Source organism: Bradyrhizobium sp. LTSPM299 (assembly GCF_000938235.1).
Taxonomy (GTDB): domain Bacteria; phylum Pseudomonadota; class Alphaproteobacteria; order Rhizobiales; family Xanthobacteraceae; genus Bradyrhizobium.
In genome coordinates this window covers 416,129-434,387 of sequence record NZ_JYMU01000085.1, presented here as the reverse complement: position 1 = coordinate 434,387, position 18,259 = coordinate 416,129, and the positions used below count along the sequence as shown (strand labels likewise).

At 62.2% G+C, this 18,259-nt stretch carries 16 protein-coding genes; 13 read left to right on the top strand and 3 right to left on the bottom strand.

Going from position 1 to position 18,259, the window contains the following annotated elements; all coding sequences use genetic code 11:
- Positions 1 to 143 precede the first annotated feature (143 nt).
- The 7 genes from UP10_RS37675 to UP10_RS37645 all read left to right on the top strand — a co-directional run bounded on the left by UP10_RS37675 (position 144) and on the right by UP10_RS37645 (position 8,236).
- On the top strand, positions 144 to 1,928 hold the full coding sequence (locus UP10_RS37675; RefSeq protein ID WP_044592170.1) for a thiamine pyrophosphate-binding protein: 1,785 nt from the start codon (positions 144 to 146) through the stop codon (positions 1,926 to 1,928).
- Between the two features lie 12 nt (positions 1,929 to 1,940).
- On the top strand, positions 1,941 to 3,071 hold the full coding sequence (locus UP10_RS37670) for a saccharopine dehydrogenase family protein (RefSeq protein ID WP_044592169.1): 1,131 nt from the start codon (positions 1,941 to 1,943) through the stop codon (positions 3,069 to 3,071).
- A gap of 70 nt (positions 3,072 to 3,141) precedes the next feature.
- A complete protein-coding gene (locus UP10_RS37665; RefSeq protein ID WP_044592168.1) occupies positions 3,142 to 3,999 on the top strand; it encodes a transporter substrate-binding domain-containing protein in 858 nt (285 codons plus the stop codon).
- A gap of 279 nt (positions 4,000 to 4,278) precedes the next feature.
- Entirely contained in the window at positions 4,279 to 4,938 is a 660-nt protein-coding gene (locus UP10_RS37660; RefSeq protein ID WP_044592167.1) for an amino acid ABC transporter permease, read from the top strand.
- A gap of 36 nt (positions 4,939 to 4,974) precedes the next feature.
- On the top strand, positions 4,975 to 5,769 hold the full coding sequence (locus UP10_RS37655) for an amino acid ABC transporter ATP-binding protein (RefSeq protein WP_044592166.1): 795 nt from the start codon (positions 4,975 to 4,977) through the stop codon (positions 5,767 to 5,769).
- Positions 5,770 to 5,818: 49 nt separating this feature from the next.
- Positions 5,819 to 6,946 carry a muconate cycloisomerase family protein gene (locus UP10_RS37650; RefSeq protein ID WP_044592306.1) on the top strand — a complete coding sequence of 376 codons (1,128 nt, stop codon included), beginning with the start codon at positions 5,819 to 5,821 and terminating at the stop codon, positions 6,944 to 6,946.
- A 30-nt stretch (positions 6,947 to 6,976) separates the two neighbouring features.
- Positions 6,977 to 8,236 carry an NAD(P)/FAD-dependent oxidoreductase gene (locus tag UP10_RS37645; RefSeq protein WP_044592165.1) on the top strand — a complete coding sequence of 420 codons (1,260 nt, stop codon included), beginning with the start codon at positions 6,977 to 6,979 and terminating at the stop codon, positions 8,234 to 8,236.
- Positions 8,237 to 8,623: 387 nt separating this feature from the next.
- Here UP10_RS37645 and UP10_RS37640 read toward each other — a convergent pair whose 3' ends face one another.
- Positions 8,624 to 9,043, bottom strand: a complete 420-nt coding sequence (locus UP10_RS37640) for a RidA family protein (RefSeq protein WP_044592164.1) — start codon at positions 9,041 to 9,043, stop codon at positions 8,624 to 8,626.
- Between the two features lie 24 nt (positions 9,044 to 9,067).
- The gene (locus UP10_RS37635; protein WP_197087003.1) at positions 9,068 to 10,288 is read right to left on the bottom strand and encodes an acyl-CoA dehydrogenase family protein; all 1,221 of its coding nucleotides are present in this window, start codon (positions 10,286 to 10,288) and stop codon (positions 9,068 to 9,070) included.
- 116 nt (positions 10,289 to 10,404) lie between these two features.
- Here UP10_RS37635 and UP10_RS37630 point away from each other — a divergent pair, with 116 nt between their 5' ends.
- The gene (locus tag UP10_RS37630) at positions 10,405 to 11,064 is read left to right on the top strand and encodes a Crp/Fnr family transcriptional regulator (RefSeq protein WP_044592162.1); all 660 of its coding nucleotides are present in this window, start codon (positions 10,405 to 10,407) and stop codon (positions 11,062 to 11,064) included.
- A gap of 7 nt (positions 11,065 to 11,071) precedes the next feature.
- Here UP10_RS37630 and UP10_RS37625 read toward each other — a convergent pair whose 3' ends face one another.
- Positions 11,072 to 11,596, bottom strand: a complete 525-nt coding sequence (locus UP10_RS37625; protein ID WP_044592161.1) for a flavin reductase family protein — start codon at positions 11,594 to 11,596, stop codon at positions 11,072 to 11,074.
- Between the two features lie 179 nt (positions 11,597 to 11,775).
- Here UP10_RS37625 and UP10_RS37620 point away from each other — a divergent pair, with 179 nt between their 5' ends.
- The 5 genes from UP10_RS37620 to UP10_RS37600 all read left to right on the top strand — a co-directional run bounded on the left by UP10_RS37620 (position 11,776) and on the right by UP10_RS37600 (position 18,259).
- Positions 11,776 to 12,966 (top strand): ABC transporter substrate-binding protein, encoded by a 1,191-nt coding sequence (locus UP10_RS37620; RefSeq protein WP_044592160.1) that lies wholly within the window; start codon positions 11,776 to 11,778, stop codon positions 12,964 to 12,966.
- 3 nt (positions 12,967 to 12,969) lie between these two features.
- Positions 12,970 to 13,998, top strand: a complete 1,029-nt coding sequence (locus UP10_RS37615; protein ID WP_044592159.1) for a branched-chain amino acid ABC transporter permease — start codon at positions 12,970 to 12,972, stop codon at positions 13,996 to 13,998.
- Positions 13,999 to 14,000: 2 nt separating this feature from the next.
- Positions 14,001 to 15,794 carry a branched-chain amino acid ABC transporter ATP-binding protein/permease gene (locus UP10_RS37610; protein WP_044592158.1) on the top strand — a complete coding sequence of 598 codons (1,794 nt, stop codon included), beginning with the start codon at positions 14,001 to 14,003 and terminating at the stop codon, positions 15,792 to 15,794.
- A gap of 2 nt (positions 15,795 to 15,796) precedes the next feature.
- A complete protein-coding gene (locus UP10_RS37605; protein ID WP_044592157.1) occupies positions 15,797 to 16,540 on the top strand; it encodes an ABC transporter ATP-binding protein in 744 nt (247 codons plus the stop codon).
- 120 nt (positions 16,541 to 16,660) lie between these two features.
- The gene (locus UP10_RS37600) at positions 16,661 to 18,259 is read left to right on the top strand and encodes a phytoene desaturase family protein (protein WP_082077490.1); all 1,599 of its coding nucleotides are present in this window, start codon (positions 16,661 to 16,663) and stop codon (positions 18,257 to 18,259) included.

Below are 18,259 nucleotides of genomic sequence, written 5' to 3'. Positions count from 1 at the left end.
TCATGTGCAAAATTTCTCATTTCCCATCGAAACGGAGGTTAAGCCAGCGGAATGTAACAATATTATTCCTATAGCCGGCGGTTTGGATATTTATGTCGCGCCTATGCTCCTGAATAACAAAACAAGATCAAGGAGCGTTCGAAATGAATGGTGCAACTGCTCTCGTGAGCATGCTGTCGGGATACGGTGTTGATGTCATTTTTGGCGTTCCCGGCGACACCAATGTCGCGCTCTACGAGGCATTGAGGACGGTCAAGGACGCTCCGCGTCACATCCTGTGTCGGGACGAACGCTCGGCAGTCTTTATGGCGGACTGCTACGCGCGCCTTTCGGGCAAACCGGGTGTCGCGGAGGTGCCGAGTGGCGCCGGCGCACTTTATGGTCTGCCGGGCGTGGCCGAAGCCAACAAGTCCTCGGTGCCCGTGATCCTTCTCGTCAACGACATCCCGCAGCCTGGTGTCGGGCGCGGCACCTTGACCGAATTGCCCGTCGAAGAATTGTTCAAGCCGGTCTGCAAGCGCGCCGAGACGTTGGGTCACGTCGGGAAGTTGCCCGAGATCATACGTCGTGCCTTCCGCGAGGCGACCGGTGGTCGTCCGGGGGCTGTCGTGCTCGCGCTGCCCGAGGACCTTCTCTACCAGGATATGCCGGAGGAGGGGGTGTCGCTGCATGTCGAACCGCAATGCCGACAGGCGCCATCCTATCGGAGCAGGCCGCCGGATTGCGACCTCGACCCGGCGATCGACGCCATTCTCACCGCCGAGCGCCCGCTGATCGTCGCCGGCGGTGGTGCCAATCGGTCCGGCGCCGCAGCTTCCATCACCGCGCTTGCCGAACGGCTCGGCATTCCGGTCGTCACCACGATCACCGGGCAGGGAGTCATTCGCGATGACCACAAGCTCGGCATCGGCATCATCGGCGATAATGGCTTTCATCCGCACGCGGTGTGGGCGCTCGGACGCGCCGACCTCGTGATCTATGTGGGCTGTCGCATGGGGTCGGTCGCCACCATGAACTGGCAGTGGCCGATCCCGAACGGAGCGACAAGGATCATTCAGGTCGATCTCGAACCGGAGGTCATCGGCAACACCTATGCCATCGATTTTCCGCTCGTGGGCGATGTCCGCGCGGTCGTCGATGCGCTACTCGCCAAGGTCCCCGCGGATCGCGCGTCGTCGTCGGCGGGATGGGTCGCCGAAATCAACGGCCGCCGTGCGGAGTTCTGGGATGCGATGGCGCCGCAATTGGAGAGCGACGAGGTCCCGCTGCGCCCCGAACGGGTGATTGAAACGCTCAACCGCTGCCTGCCGACGCCCTGCAACGTGGTGTCGGACGCTGGCACGCCGACGCCCTACGCGACGCGCTTCCTCCGACTGCGCGATCCGCAGTCCAGGCTCGTGATCCCGCGCTTCTATGGTGGATTGGGTTACGCCATTCCGGCCGTCGTCGGGGCCTATTTCGCCGCCCCGCATTTGAGGCCCGTGGGCCTGTTCGGCGACGGCTCGCTCGGCATGTCGGCCGGTGAACTCGAGACGCTCTCGCGCCTGCAGATCCCGGCCGTGTTGATCCACTTCAACAATGCTTGCTTCGGCTGGATCAAGGCGCTGCAGCGGGTCGTCGACCGCGATCATGCCCGCAAGGCTTCCGCGCGCGGTGGTCGGGACGCGGCGACCAACGACCCGACATTCGGCGTCGATTTCGGCAAATATGATATGAGCAAGCTGGCCGCCGTCTACGGGATCCGCAGCTACCGGGTCGAGACGCCGGCGCAACTGGAGACAGCTCTTGGCGAAGCTTTCACGCTCAGCGAGCCGGTCTTTCTCGACGTCGCGGTCGAATCCATCGCCGATCGGCTGCCGCCGGTGTTCTCATGGCTGACGAAGGTGGGCGCCGATCCGGCGGCCGTCGGCGTCCAGGCTGCGCTCTAGAGAGGTTTCAACATGGTTCATTCGTCGAAAAACATCGCCGTCCTTGGTGCCGGGCAGATCGGCGCCGTCATCGCCGGGATGCTGGCGGAGCAGGGGCACAAAGTCACATTGGCTGACGCTTCAGAGACGCAACTCGCCTTGAGTGCCGGCCCAACCTTCGCTACCAAGGTCGTGGATGCCGGAGACCTCAACGCGGTACGCGGTTTCTTGATTGATCAGGATATCGTCGTCAGCGCCTGTCCGTATTTTCTCAACCAGGGTATCGCACGGATCGCTGTGGAAACCGGAACGCACTATTTCGATCTGACCGAAGACGTGGCGACGACGACGTACATCAAGGAGATCGCGGCGGGCGCCGACGTGATGCTGGCGCCGCAGTGTGGCCTGGCGCCGGGCTTCATCTGCGTGCTCGGGGCCGATATGGCGGCACGCTTCGACACCGTGAAGACCATCAAGATGCGCGTCGGCGCGTTGCCGCTCTACCCCACCAACGCCTTGCGCTACAACGTCACCTGGTCCATCGACGGCCTGATCAATGAGTACTGCAATCCCTGCGAGATCGTATTCGACGGCAAGTCGATATCGGTGCCGGCACTCGAGGGCGCCGAGAGCGTCATGATCGACGGCGTCGCCTACGAGGCCTTCAACACCTCCGGGGGCCTCGGCACATTGACCGAGACGCTGGCCGGCAAGGTCCGCGACATGAGCTACAAGACACTGCGCTATCCCGGCCACGCCGAGATCATGAAGCTTCTGCTGCAAGGGCTGGGGCTCGCCGACGATCGCGACACCATGCGCCGCATTCTTAGCCGCGCTGCGCCGTTCACGCGCAGGGATGTCGTGGTGATCTTCGTCACCGGCATCGGTGAACGCAATGGCCGCATGGAGGAGGACAGCATCGTGCTGCGCTACGATGGACGGCCGGAACTCGGCGCGATCCAGCTGACGACGGCGGCCGGCTGCGTCGCCATGGTCGAACTCTTCCTGTCGGGCAAGCTTCCGGCAAAGGGCTTCGTGCGGCAGGAGGATGCGAGCCTGTCCGATTTCCTGTCCACGCGCGCAGGCGGCAGGTTGGTCAGGGAGGCACGCAGCTCCGAAACCAGTGACTTTGCCATTCAATTCGCTACCAAGAGGGCTGCGTAAGTGCTGTGAGCCGGAGGCAGAATTCCGCAGCATCACGGCTTGAGGAATTCAACAAGAGGGGAAGTTTGCTATGGTCAGTCGTCGTGAAATCGGATCACTCGTTGGGCTCGGCGCCGCAGCGGTCGCTATGGCCGCCGGCTCTGCCGTCTCGCAGGCTGCTGCCGAAGGCCAACCTCCGGCGGAGAGCACGTTCGCTCAAATTCGCAGGACGAGGAAGCTTCGGATTGCCGGAGTCGTCGGCACGGAACCTTACTACCACAAGGATATTGCGACGGGGCAATGGTCGGGTTTTTGCGTGAGCATGGCTACGGACCTCGCCAAATCCATGGAGGCAGAGGTCGAAATCATCGAGTCGACCTGGGGCAACTCTGTTCTCGATCTCCAGGCCAACAAGATCGACATCATGTTCGGACTCAGTCCAATACCTTCGCGCGCCTTGATCCTCGAATTTTCGCGCCCGATCATGAACAACACTTTTACCCTCATCGCCAAATCCGGTTTCGAGCCAAAATTATGGGAAGATCTCAACAAGCCGGAGGTGCGGGTCGCTGTGGACATCGGCTCCTCCCATGATCTCTTCGCACGGCGAACCATTCCCAAGGCAACGCTCGTCGCGCTCAAGACTGCAGATGATGCCGTACTTGCCGTGCAGTCGGGACGGGCGGATTGCCTGATCCAGGTGGCGATGCTCTCTCTGGTGACGGTCAAGAAGAATGCGAAAGTCGGCAAAGTCGTCGTCCCGGCGCCGGTCGCGTCCCAGCCGACCTGCTGCGGCGTGCGCGTGGATTCCGATAGCCGCTTCCGCACCTATGTCGACAACTGGCTCGAATACAACCGTTCCCTCGGTGCGATACGCGAGTGGATCCTGTCGAGTCTCTCGCTCGTCAATATCCAGGAGCAGGACGTTCCTCCCGGGCTCCAGTTTTGACCCTATCGATCAGGCTGCCCGTGTCTTCGCATGACGCGGGCAGTTTTGCATCAGGAAGGCATTCAGGTTTGGACCAATCTATATCCGACGCGCCGGGGGACATTTGATCGATGCAACATGGGCGACATCCTCCGCTGGGCATCATTATGCTCGACATAGAGATCGCGTGTCGCGCGCATTCGGATTGCCGGTCTACGACATCATCACGCTCGGGCGCTGGTTCTATTCGGAGCTGACCCAGACCGCCTATTCGCAATCGATTGGCATGGGATAGGTGCGATGCATTACGACTGGAGTTTCGGGTTCCTCCTGCAATACAGCAGGGTTATCGGCGTCGGCGCCGCCTATACGATCGGCTTTACGGTCCTCACCGCGGTGACCGGCTTTGCGGTCGGCTGCGTGGTGGCGATCGCAAGCCTGTCCAATCTGAGGTTCGTTTCGGCGCCGCTCGTCATGCTTGTCGAGGTCTTTCGCTGTACGCCCGTGCTGGTGCAGCTGGTGTGGATCTACTACGCGCTTCCGGTCCTGATTGGTGTCGAGCTTTCGCCCGCGGTCGCGGCCTTCGTCGCGCTCAGCCTCTACGGCGGCGCCTTCTATTCGGAGATCATTCGCGGCGGGATCGTGTCGGTCGATATGGGGCAGTGGGACGCCGGCCGCGCTCTGGGTATGCGCCGCTTCGACCTGATGAAGCGCATCGTCATGCCGCAGGCGTTGAAGCGAATGATCCCGCCGCTGGTCAATCAGGCCGTGCTGCAACTCAAGAACACGTCGCTGCTCTCGGTGCTGGCGGTGCCGGACCTGCTCTACCAGGGACAACTCATCACCTCCGCAACCTATCGACCGCTGGAGACCTATACGATGATCGCGGTCATCTACTTCATCATTCTGTTCCCGATGACTCGTGTCGCCCGCGTGCTCGAAGCACGGCTGGCGCGGTGAAGCACGGCAATGTCCATCAAAAAGGGAAGTGGTCCCGTGTCTGATGCTCCGATGATCGAAATGGTTCACGTAAAGAAGTCCTTCGGGGCTGTCAGCGTCCTGAAAGACATGTCGCTGCGTGTACCCCGCGGCGGTGTCGTCGCGCTCATCGGACCCAGCGGATCGGGCAAGTCGACGCTGCTACGCTGCCTCAATCTGTTGACGCTTCCTGACAGCGGCGCCATCCGGGTTGGCGAAAGCACGGTGGATTTCTCCAACGGCGACAAATTGCCCCGCGACAGGGAGCTCGCGGCATTCCGCGCGCGCACCGGCATGGTATTCCAGAACTTCAACCTGTTTCCCCATATGTCCACGCTGCAAAACGTGATGGAAGGACCGGTCACGGTCCTAAAGGTTCAGCCGGAGGCGGCGCGCGCGACCGCCCTCGGTCTGCTGGAGAAGGTTGGGCTAAAGGACAAGGCAGACGTCGCGCCGGACAAGCTGTCGGGCGGCCAAAAGCAGCGCGTGGCCATCGCGCGTGCCTTGGCGATGAAGCCGCAAGTGATGTTGTTCGACGAAGCGACGTCTGCGCTTGATCCTGAATTGGTTGGCGAGGTTCTCGCGGTCGTGCGCCAGCTCGCCGCTGAGGGAATGACCATGGTGCTTGTCACCCATGAAATGGCCTTTGCGCGCGAGGTCGCTGATACGGTCGTCTTCATGCGAGACGGCGTCGTCGTGGAGGAGGGACCGGCGCGGCAGGTCATCGACGCGCCGCGCGATCCTGCGACGCGCGCTTTCCTGAGTCATTTTCACCGCAGCGGCCTACCGGCGGCAGTCGTCGCAAGCAGCTGATCGGGCGACGAGGAAGGCCGGAAATGGCGCACCAATGGAGAGGTACTCTGTGATCGAGGCAACGATTGAGCGCTTGCGGATTTTCCTGATCGAAAGTCCGATCAAGATGGCGCGCCTGCAAGGCGTTGGGAACGTCAAGGGCACGGTGAAGCGCGTGCTGCTCGAACTGACGTCAAGCGACGGCGTGATCGGCTGGGGCGAAGCAGCACCGTGGGAAGTGTTTACGGGTACGCCGGAGGCAGCCTTTTCCGCGCTCGACATCTATCTGCGGCCGGTCCTGCTCGGCAAGCCGGTCCGCCGCATCCGCGCGCTAATGGCCGAACTCGACCGCGCGCTGGTCGGGCATGCCGAGGCGAAGGTCGCGATCGAGATGGCGCTGCTCGACATCGTCGGCAACTCATCGGGGCTCTCGGTCGCCGATCTCCTCGGGGGCCGCGTGCGCGACACGATCCCGCTCTCCTTTTCGATCGCCGACCCGGATTTCGCCGCCGATCTCGAGCGCATGCGTAAAATGGTCCCGGACGGCAATGTCATCTACAAGGTCAAGACCGGCGTGAAGCCGCATCGCGAGGATCTCGACCATCTCGAAGCGATCCGGAACGAATTCGGCGACAAGGTCGACCTTCGCGTCGATTACAACCAGGCGCTAGCGCCGTTCGGCGCCATCAAGATCTTGCGCGATGTCGAGCAGTTTGCGCCGACCTTCATCGAGCAGCCGGTGCCGCGCAGATTTCTCGACGTCATGGCGCAGCTCACCGCGGCGCTGGAAACGCCGGTACTCGCCGACGAAAGCTGTTTCGACCGCCGGGACATGATGGAGGTGGTGCGCCGCGAGGCGGCCGATGCCGTCTCGATCAAGCTGATGAAGGCCGGCGGCCTGTTCGAGGCGCAGGCGATCATGGCGATCGCCGATATTGCCGGCCTGCCCGGTTATGGCGGCACGCTGTGGGAAGGCGGCATAGGGCTAGCCGCCGGGACGCAACTGATCGCGGCGACGTCGGGCATCTCGCTCGGCTGCGAATTCTACATGCCGCACCATGTGCTCACCGAGGATGTGTTGGAAGAGCGGGTCCTCAACCGCGGCGGCCATGTGGTCGTTCCCGACGGCCCGGGCCTCGGCATTCGCGTCAGCGAAGCTTCGGTACGCGCCAATGCCCGCGTTCTCGCTACCGCTTAGCGGCATCGGTATCCGGTCCGTGGGAAGCATATGAGTCAGCATGTTGTCGTCATCGGAGCGGGCATCGTCGGAGCCGCGACAGCGTGGGAGCTGGTCGCTGATGGACATCAGGTAACGATCATCGAACCGGAATTGCCCGGCGGCCGCCAGGCGGCAAGCTACGGCAACGGCGCCTGGATCAGCCCCGCGTCGATCATCCCGATGTCGATGCCCGGCCTGTGGCGCAAGGTGCCGGGCTATCTGCTCGACCACAACGGACCGCTTGTGTTGCGCTGGACGGCATTGCCCGCATTGGCGCCGTGGTTGCTGAAATTCCTGGCGGCAGGATGGACTGTCCCGAAGGTCGAGGAAACCGCCCGCGTTCTCGCCTCGATCCTGCATGACAGTCCGGAGCGCCACGTCGTCCTGGCGAAAGAGATCGGCAAGCCCGACTATATATCACGGACGGGTCTGCTTTATGCCTATCCCGACCGGAAGGCCTTCGCGGACGACGCGTTTGCGTGGCGGCTTCGACGAGAGAATGGGGTACGATGGGTCGAGCTCGACACTGAGGAATTGCGACGGCGCGAGCCGGATTTGAGTTCTACCTATCGGTTCGGCGCCTTCGTCGCAGAGGGCGCACATTGTACCGATCCGGGCGCCTATGTGGCGGCCATCGTGCACGCTGCGCGTGAGCGCGACGCTGTCCTTCGCCAGGCGCGCGCGACGGGCTTTGCCGTGGTCAAGGGTCGTCTCGCGGCGGTGACGACCGACCAAGGCCGGATCGATTGTGATCGCGCCGTGATCTGCGCCGGCATCCATTCCAAGGGCCTGGCGCATGCGGCGGGCGACCGGGTGCTGCTTGCGAGTGAGCGCGGCTATCACGGTGTCATCGCATCACCAGCAGCCGGTCCGCGGCTCCCGATCATGCCGAGCGATGGGAGAATGGCCAATACGCCGACGCCCGCGGGCTTGCGGCTCTCCGGGCAGGTCGAGCTCGCGCACGTCGACGCAGAGCCTGACTGGGCCCGCGTTGAGATCCTTGTTCGGCATGCCCTTGCGACGTACCCCGCTCTTGGCCCGCGCGCGGGCCTGACGATTGACCGCTGGATGGGGCATCGGCCATCGACGCCTGACGGTCGTCCCGTCATCGGCGTAGCCTCGGCCTCGCCGGACATCTTCCACGCCTTCGGTCACGGACATGTCGGTCTGGCATCGGGCCCGGTCACAGGCCGGATCGTGGCCGATCTCATTGCGGGCAGGGACGCCGGCATCAATGTCCGGCCGTTCGCGATATCGCGATTTGCCTGATCCGACGGACAACCCTGAATTTCTGTCGACCCAAAACTCAGCCATTCCGGATACGATGATAAAGCGAAATAACATCAACATGTTAGCCTACCGCTTTTCCGTCGCGCTAATGATGGATTGGACCGGGACATCTCGAAAAGCGAAACGCTAACAACACTTGAGCGTTGTGCCAGAATCCTTGCAGTACCAACTGCTCGCCGACGAGTTCTCGCTGGCGTACAAATTTCGGCTTACGACGGCGTTTGGTTGATCGTGAGATTGCGCGCTTCGCGGGCGATGTCGATCGAAGGAAAATCATCGACTGCTTTGAAAGAGCGGTCGGCGCCGGTATGGCCCCGACGTAGTCTCGGTATGGCCCCGACGTAGTCTGGGAGAAACGGATAACGTTCAGTTCTTCGCCGCTGCGACCGCTTTGATCTCGATGATTAGGCCCGGACGGGCCAGGCCCGCGATGTCCAGAATGGTCCATGTCGGGAACGGCGCCGGCACATACTTCTCCTTGACCTTCATGAAATCGGCCAGATGGTTATTGGTATTCAAGCCGACATGATAGGAAACGAGCTCGACCAGGTCGCTCATCTGGCCACCGGCTTCTTCGAGAACCAGCTTGAGACGTTCGAACGCGTTGACGAACTGCTGCTCGGGCTTTTCGGGCATCGAGCCGTCGGCATTGAGTCCGATTTGACCAGCGACAAAGATGAGGCCTGCGGCTTTCACCGCGGAGGAATACTGAAATTTGTCGAAAATGGTCCCACCGCCTGCAGCAGTGAAGATCGGGTTCTTGGAGGCATAGGGAGTTTTTGTCATTCGAGATACCTTTGGTTACGAATGTTAGAGCCGGGTTCCGGGAGTTAGTTCGAGGCCGAGCAGTAGACGACCATAGGCTTCGGCGATGGGCTCGGGCTGCAGCAGATAATGTGAGCTCATCGCGTGGATATCCCTGAAAAGACGCTCGATCCGAGTACCCTCCGGCAGCAGTGAGCCACCCAGCGCGGTGAACAACCGTTGCGCCGAGCTCAGCGCCTGGCGGGAGGCGATCGCGACCTTTGCGCGGCTCAGTCCACGCTCCTCGTGAGTGAGGGGGCCGCTTTGAAGTATCCGGCTTTCGATCGCGACCGTTTCAGAAATCAGGAAATCGCGGAGAAGGCTCATGGTCGCTGCGCTGCTGCCGGCGTCCACCTGCGCGATCTTGTCGTTGATCTGGGCTTGCTGATTGCCGGAACTGACGCGGCCTCGAATGATCTTGATGCATTCCTCGCTGCATGCGCTTGCAACGCCAAGCGTCGGAGCAAGAACCGACATCGCGTTGGCTGTGTTCAAGGGAAACTCGTAAACCGGCTCGGTGTTTGGGCAGGTCGGATGCTTGTTGCCTGCTTGCAGTTCTGCCCAACTCAGGAAGCGATGTGACGGGATAAACGCCTTGCTGAGGGCGATGTTCTTGCTGCCGGTGCCCCGCATGCCCATCACGCGCCAGCTGGCGTGGTCGATCGCGAATTCGGATTGGGGAACGAGGACTACATGAGGAGCCGGTACCTCGCCGGAACCCGGAATGTTGACCAGGAGGCCAAGCCAATCCGAAATGTCCACACCAGACGCATATCGCCATCGGCCGCCCAGGACGATGCCGCCCTCGACCGGTTCGATCTTGATGTCCTGGCCGACGCCGCCCGTCAGCATTGGGACGATCGGCGATACGCCGGGAGCGAAGATCTCCCGTTGGGCGTCGGCAGCGAACTTGCCGAGCATGATGATGTTGGCGCTTGTCAGTCCCGCGAGCCAGGCGGACGACGAGCAACCGAATGCGACCTTGAAGGTCGCCTCCCAGGCAAAGCGGGGAGAGACACCAAAGCCGCCGAAGCGCGTAGGGCGCATCAGGTTGAAAAGCCCGGTTTCGAAAAGGCGTTCCGCCACATCGTCCGGTATCCGCCGCGCCTCTTCGACCCGCGCAGCCTGCTCGCTCAGCCACGGTACAAGCTCGGCCGTTCGTTCGAGCACCTTCTCGGCCCCGGCTTCCATCGAAGTGGGGACTGTGGTCCGCTGAGCCAAGCCCATTGCGATTGCCTCCTCTCGCGCTATCATTCGAACGGAGTATCGCGGGGGCGGCATCTTTGCTGTATCGCCGGATACGTGTCGGTCGTTCCTTTCGAGGAATCAGCGGAGGGGCACGAATGGCGAAGAAGCCCGCCGCGACTTGGCGCATGACGGATGCGCTCGCGGCCAAACTGCAATCGTTCGAAGGGAAAGTGCGGCTGCGTCGATTTGCCGAAGGTGAGCAACTTTATCGGCAGGATGAAGTCAACAGGTGCTTCTACTTCGTGAAATCGGGCCTTGTTCAAGTATCGATCTTCAGACGGGATGGCACCGAATTAGTGCTGGAGAACATGGGGCCGAACGCCCTGTGCGGCGAGGGCGCTGCCTTCGACGGATTGCCCAGGTTCTCGTCGGCAGTCGCCGTCGAGGCGACCGAAGCTCTCGAATTCGATACCGCGCGCCTCGAGGGGCTGATGCGGGAAGATCCTGAATTCGCGTTGGCCTTGCTGAGGTTGACCAGTCTCAAGCAACGGATTCTTGCGCTGCGGCTGGAGCACCTCGTCTCCAACGATCCCGAAGAGCGTATACTCGAACTGCTCAGCCGGTTGAGCAGGATGTTCGCTGTCGATCACGAACGGGGCCGGAAGATTCTGACGTATCTCACTCACGAACAGATCGCGTCGATGACCGGGACCTCACGCGTAACTGTCACACGGACGCTCGGTCGGCTGCGCGACAAGGGGATGTTGTCCGTCGAGGATGGTTACACGATCCTGGCCAGGGATCTCGACGCCTGACGCGATATCAGCCGGTCCACCAGAAATCGTCGATGCGCTCGTATGGATCGATTTCGTTGTAGGGCAGGCGTGCGTACTTGCCGCCGTGGTAGAGCAGCGGCGTCGCCGCGATAGCGGGGCCGAACATCTCGTCGATGCCGCCTACGAGGATGCGGTGATCGCCTCCGGGATGTTCCGCGACGAGCCGGCAGCGAAACGTCGCGTTCGCTCCCTCGATCCACGGTATGCATTCGCTTTCCCGCCAACGCCATGTCGGCTCCGGCAGAGGTCGGCCGGCATGATGCATGGAGACGTCCTGTTGGTCCGCCGATAGTACATTGACGGAGAACGACCCGACTGCGGCGATCCTCTTTGCCGTCGCGCTGGTCAGCGATGCACAAAACAGCAGCAGCGGCGGATCGAGGCTCACCGGAGTCAGCGAGTTCACTGTCATGCCAATGGGGCCCGCTTCTCCCGCTACCGCGATCAAAGTCACACCGGTGGTCAGCCTGCGGAATAGTGTCCGAAAATCCTGAGCGGTGCATCCGTTCATGCCGCGGCTCTCCCTTTGTTGGTCTGTTCAGTAGATCGGGGGTCTACCGCTCCGGAGCCGGTGCCGGCTGTATCCAGCAGCACAAAATCGCAGATGTATCCGTAGATACAGCACCCGCGGCGCGGCGGTGCCACGATCTCGTCGACAATGGCAACAGTGAGGGATACATGAGAACGTCCATGAAGCGCGGGTTCATCGCACTCGGCGTGTCGGCGTTACTGGCCGCTGTATCCATCTCGAGCGCGGCGATGGCGCAGGACAAGCCCGAACTGCGCATCGCCGCGATCATCGCCGTGACGGGGCCCGCGTCGGCGCTCGGTGCACCGGAGCGCAATGCGGTCGAGCTGTTCGACAAGGCCTGGTCGAGCCGGACCGATCTGCCCTTCAAGATCAAGGTCATTTCATACGATGACGGTTCCGACCCCACCAAGTCCGTCAGCCTCACGCGCAAGGCGATCGAAGAGGACAAGGCGCACGTCGTCGTCTGCTGCACGACCACGCCGGGCTCCATGGCCATCATCGACACGGTGAGCGCCGCCAAGGTCACGATGATCTCGATGGCTTCCTCGCTGTCGATCGTCGAGCCGGCGAGTGCTCGCCCGTTCACCTTCAAGACGCCGACGTCGGACAAGCTGATGCTCCAACGCACGCTGGACTACATGAAGCGTCAGGGCATCAAGAAGATCGGCTTCTTCGGTCTGGAGGACGCCTACGGCGAGGGCGGACTGAAGGAGCTTCAGAACGTCGCCAAGGATACCGGCGTCGAGCTGGTCGCGACCGAGCGCTTTGCACGTCAAGACACCAACTTCACACCCCAGGCGCTACGCCTGAAACAGGCTGGGCTGGACGCGGCATATATCCACGCAATTCCGCCGTCGGCCGACCTCGCCCATGAGGCGTTGAAGCGGGTCGGTTACACAGGGCCGATCTATCATGGGGGCGGTTCGTCGATCAACGCGTTCGTCGACATCGGCAAGGCCAACGTCGAAGGTGCGATCGTCGGCGTCGGCGCGCTGAACGTCTACGACCAGATCAAGAAGGACAATCCACTTCGCCCGGTGCTTGCGAAGTTCGCCGAGCTGTACGACGGCGCTTACGGGAAGGGGAAGGTGGACCTCTTCGCTGGCCAGTCCTGGGACGCGATGATGCTGGCCGTCGACGCTTATCAGCGCGCGACCGCTTCCGGAGCGAGGGTCGACGATCTCGCGGCGACGCGCGTCGCGATCAAGGACGCCATGGAGCACACCAAGGAATGGCCTGGCGTGAACGGTATCTTCAACATCACGCCGACCGATCATCTGGGTCTCGACAAGCGCTCGACCTTCCTTTCGCAAATCAAGGGCGGTAAGTTCGTCCTGATCGAGGAATGACCGTTGCTTGACACGCTGCTCTTTCTGGTCGCGGACGGCATCACGAACGGCGCCGTCTACGGGCTCCTCGCACTCAGCCTCATCGTGATCTACACGGTGACGCGCGTGGTCAACATTGCGCAAGGCGAGTACGTGACGTTGGGTGCGCTCTCTTTCGCGAGTGCGTTGTCGGGTACGTTCAGCGTGCTGAGCGCCATCGTGGCCGCCGGCCTGGCCGCGTTCGCGCTGAGGGACATCGCTGAACGGCGTCTGACGGGCACAATGAGGATGCGCATCGTCCTTTCGCGGGCGCTGTGGATCCTCATCGTGCTCGCGACGGCATGGCTCGCCAATCTCCTGCCGGGATCCTATTGGCTCGCAGTTCTCGCATCGCTTGTGGCGACCGCTTCGCTTGGCACGCTGATCTATCGCCTGACGGTGGAGCCGGTTTCCGACGCCTCGCCAATCGTGCTGCTGATCGTCAGCGTCGGCGTATACATGGTGCTTCACGGGACGGCGGTGGTGATCTGGGGCGCGGAACCGAGGTCCGTTCCCCCGGTGGTCGACGGGGGCGTTGAACTCGGTCCCGTCTTCGTCACCTATCAGAGCCTATGGATCTGCGCTTCGTCGTTGGTCGCGATGATCGCGCTCTATCTCTTCTCCGAGAGGACGTTGACCGGTCAGGCCCTGCAGGCCACGGCCGTCAACCGGACCGGTGCGCAGCTTTGCGGCATCCCGGTCGGCATCGCTGGCCAGTTGAGTTTCGCGATCGGCGCCGGTTTCAGCGCGCTGTCGGGCCTCCTGTTGGCGCCACTCATCACGGCGAACTACGACATGGGTCTTCCTATCGGCCTGAAAGGCTTCGTTGCCGCGGCCCTTGGCGGAATCGTTGAATATCCGACCGCGCTGGTCGGCGTCCTGCTGGTGGGACTGACCGAGTCCTTTTCTGCGTTCCAGGTCAGTGCGTACCGCGACGTCGTCGTCTACCTGATGGTGATACCGATCCTGCTCTGGCGGAACGCGGTGCGCCCTCCCGAAACGCATGGGCATTGAGCATGTCGTTCCCGTCCAAGCAGCGAGGTTCATGGCGTACGCCCAATGTCGCGTCGTTCGCGGTCGCCCTCGGGCTGTTCGTCGTTGCCTCGCTGATCGCTGTGTCCGGTCCTCAGTACGACGTCACGCTTCTGGTGACGGTGGGACTCTCGGCCGTGGCCGCGATGGGTCTGACTCTGCTGCTGATCTCGGGACAGGTCTCGCTGGGGCAGGCGGCGTTCATGGCCGTCGGCGCCTACGTTTCCGCGATACTCGCCCGCGATCACGGTTTCCCCGCGACTTTGGCCCTGCTCGTCGGCGTTGCCGCGTCTTCGGTCTGCGGAGCGATCGTGGGTGGGATCACCTTGAGACTGAAGGGACACTTCCTGCCGCTCGCGACGCTCGCGATGGGCATGGCCTGCAGCGCAGCGATCGTAGCCGCCGGTCCCGTGACGGGCGGCGCCTCTGGACTCGGCCAGATCCCCCCGTTGTCGATTGGTCGTTTCGAACTGGTGGACGATCGCGCGTTTGCGATCGTGGTCTGGTCGATCGTCGCGATTGCCGCTGGCGGATTCTCGCGGCTGCTTAACACCCGGACCGGCCGCGCTATCGCGGCATTGAAAACCGATATCGAGATGGCGGAAGTGTTCGGTGTGAACGCCGCGCGCCTGCGGCTTCTGGTGTTCGTCGTGGCCGCCACCCTGGCGGGCTTGTCCGGAGGGCTTTACGCCTTCTACTTCAAGTTTATCAGCCCGGCGCCCTTCGGCCTGACCTCGAGCATCAATCTTCTGATCGCATGCATCTTCGGTGGGATGTCGCACCCTTTCGGCGCCGTGCTCGGCGCGTCCGCCGTCGCCGCGCTTGAAATGTTCCTGCAGAACACTGTCGCACGCATGCTTGGACTTTCCGGGAACGTCGAGATGATCGTGTTCGGCGTCGTGCTGATCGGAGTCTTGCTGAGATGGCCGGGCGGCATCTGGTCTGCGCTGCATCGTGTCTGGCCGGTGTTCTCGACGTCCAGGCCCGCTCGCAACATCGAACTCACGCCGTCCAAGCGAGGGGCGGACGGCGACGATCTCCTGTCAATCAACGGAATAGGGAAGAAGTTCGGCGGCCTCACGGCGTTGCGCGGCGTGTCGTTCTCTGTCGGCGCCGATCAGATCGTCGGCCTCATCGGCCCCAACGGTGCGGGCAAATCCACGACGTTCAACATCGCGACGGGTTTGACCGCACCGTCCGAGGGAACCGTGCTTCTCATGGGAGCGCCGCCGCCGTCACGGGTTTCCGATCTCGTCCACCGCGGCGTATCCCGCACCTTCCAGCACGTGCGTATCGTTCCGGAACGGACGGTTCTCGAGAACGTCGCGTTCGGCGCCTATGCGCAGGGGCGGTCCGGCATGATCGCCGGCATGTTCGGCCTGGACCAGGCCGAGGAGGCCGCGACCTTCGCGAAGGCTTGGCGCGCGCTCGAGATCGTCGAACTGGACGGACTTGCCCATGAACCCGCTGCGCGGCTGGCGATGGGGCAGGCCAGGCTGGTGGAAGTCGCGCGCGCGCTGATCAGCCGGCCGCGACTGCTTCTGCTGGACGAACCGGCCGCCGGCCTGCGTACAGGCGAAAAGCTCAAGCTCGTTACCTTGCTCCATCGTCTCAAGCTGGCGGGCATGTCGGTCCTGCTCGTCGAACACGACATGGATCTGGTCATGAATTGCGTCGATAAGGTCGTCGTTCTTGACCGCGGGCAGGGTCTGATGACCGGTCATCCGGAAGAAGTCCGCCGGGACCAGCGCGTCATAGCTGCCTATCTGGGGGCGTGATCATGCCGGACCTGCGCATCAACGGATTGAACGTGGGATATGGTCGAGCGACCGTGATCGAATCTCTTGATCTCGACGTGAAGCCCGGCGAGTTGGTGACGGTCCTCGGCGCCAACGGTGCCGGCAAGTCGACCCTTCTAAACGGCATCATGGGCCTTTGCCCGCCGCGGGCGGGATCGGTTACGCTCGACGGCGTGGACCTCGCCGGCCTTCGTCCGGAGCAACTGGTTGCCCGCGGTGTGGTCCTCGTTCCGGAAAGGCGCGAGCTTTTCGGCAATCTCCCTGTGGAGGTCAATCTCCGGCTCGGAGGTTATCGGACCGGTGCGCCGGCGCAGTCGCTGGACAGGATTTACGGGCTGTTTCCGATCCTGGCCGAGCGCCGTCGCCAGAAAGCCGCGACGCTGTCGGGAGGCGAGCAGCAAATGCTCGCGGTCGGCAGGGCCTTGATGGCCGAGCCCCGCCTACTGATGCTCGACGAGCCGTCGATCGGTCTGGCCCCGCTCATCGTTCAGGAAATATTGCGCGTTATCTGGCAACTCAAGTCCGAAGGACTGACGATCATCCTGGTCGAACAGAACGCGCGCCTCGCGCTCTCGGTGGCGGACCGCGGCTACGTTCTTGAGGTCGGCCGCATCGTGCTCGAAGGCTCCAGTGCCGAGCTTTCGGCGGACCCACGCCTGGGTCAGGCTTATCTCGGAGGCGCAGCGGATTACGCTGCCGCTCGAGATCAAGTCTACGTCGATTGAGAGAGCAGTCACCCAGGCCCGTTCAATGAACTACGACTGGTATCGCGGGATACTTATTTTCATCACCCAGACCTCTATTGTTTGCCGAACGTTTTTGGCTGTGCGGCATGGGGTCGAGCTATGACGACGTACGACGGAATAATCATTGGGGCCGGTCACAACGGTTTGATCACGCAAGCCTACCTGGCGAAGGCAGGTCTCAAGGTGATCTCGCTCGATGCCGGTCCGGTTGCGGGGGGCGGCCTGTCGACCGTCGAAGACGAAAAGCATCCCGGCTTCTTTCATAACCTGCATTCCTACTTTCACCGTGGCATTACCAGCATGCCATGGTTTTCCGATCTCGAGCTCGCGCGCTACGGCGTAGAGTATCTCGAAAACGATCTGTACGTATCGGTCCTGCAGCGGGACGGGAATGTGCTGCAGTGGTGGAACGACTTCGAGCAGACTTATCGGTCGTTTGCTACGATCGATCGAGACGATGCCGATCGCCTGCGCTACTGGCGCGATCGATTCATTCCAATCACCCGCGATATCATTCGTCCGGAGGCGGCAGCACCACCAGAGCCGGCTGCGGTGCGTCGCGAGCGGCTGCAGAGGTCCGAGAATGGTCGTCTGTTGTTGCAGGTCAGCGAACTCAGCCCGTACGAATTTGTCTCGCAGGAATTCAATCACCCGGCAATCAAGGGGGCGCTACTTTTCATAAACGGGATGCGTGAGGTGGACCTCCGCGCCAAGGGCTTCGGGCACCACCTGCCGTCGCTGTTTGCGTCGTCGGCACAGGTTCAGACTTGTCGAGGTGGCGCCGCGTCGCTGGCGCGCGCCTTGGTCCGTTCGATCGAAGCTTCGGGCGGGACCGTACGTACCAACGCGCAGGTCAGGCGCATCCTCTCCGACGAAGGGCGCGCAACCGGCGTCGAGCTAGAGAGCGGCGAGGTTCTGAAAGCGAGCAGGTTCGTCGTATCGAGCGTCAATCCGCACATCACTTTTCTCGATCTGATGGATCGGTCGGAACTGGCTCCGGGGTGGGCAAGCAAGGCCGAAGGATTCGAATACAACACGCTCGGTCCACTGTTCACGCTGCACCTCAATCTCATGGAAGCGCCGGTCTACAAGGCTGCGGATCGCCATCCCGAAGTCCAGAAGTCACTGATGGTGATCATGGGAATCGATAAAATTGACACCTTCCTCGAACTCGTCCGCAGTCACGACGAAGGGACGATCGGACCGCCGGTGCTATGGGGCGGAACCCCCACCGCGATCGATCCGTCGCAGGCGCCTGCCGGGTATCACACCGCGTTCATGTGGGAAAAGACTCCGTACGCGCTGCGCGGGAATTCCCGGAACTGGGTCGACGAGAAGTCGAAGCATGCCCAGCGCATGTTCGACCTCTGGTGTGAGTACGCTCCCAATCTGCGTGCGGCGACGATCGATAGTTTCGCTCAGAGTCCTCACGAAACGGCAATTCGCTATCCCAACATGCGCGAAGCGGACTTGCTGATTGGCGCATTCAGGAATGGGCAAGTCGGAGCAGGTCGACCCTTCGCCGGTGCGGAAGACTATCGCACTTTCCTGGGCGGTCTCTATCTGTGCGGGTCGTCTTCGCACCCAGGCGGCAACATTACCGGTCTGCCAGGGTACAACGCGGCAAAAGTCATCATTGGCGACCAGTTCGCGCGGCACGGCAGTGAGACGAACCACGCTATGATCGGTGTGAGGTGA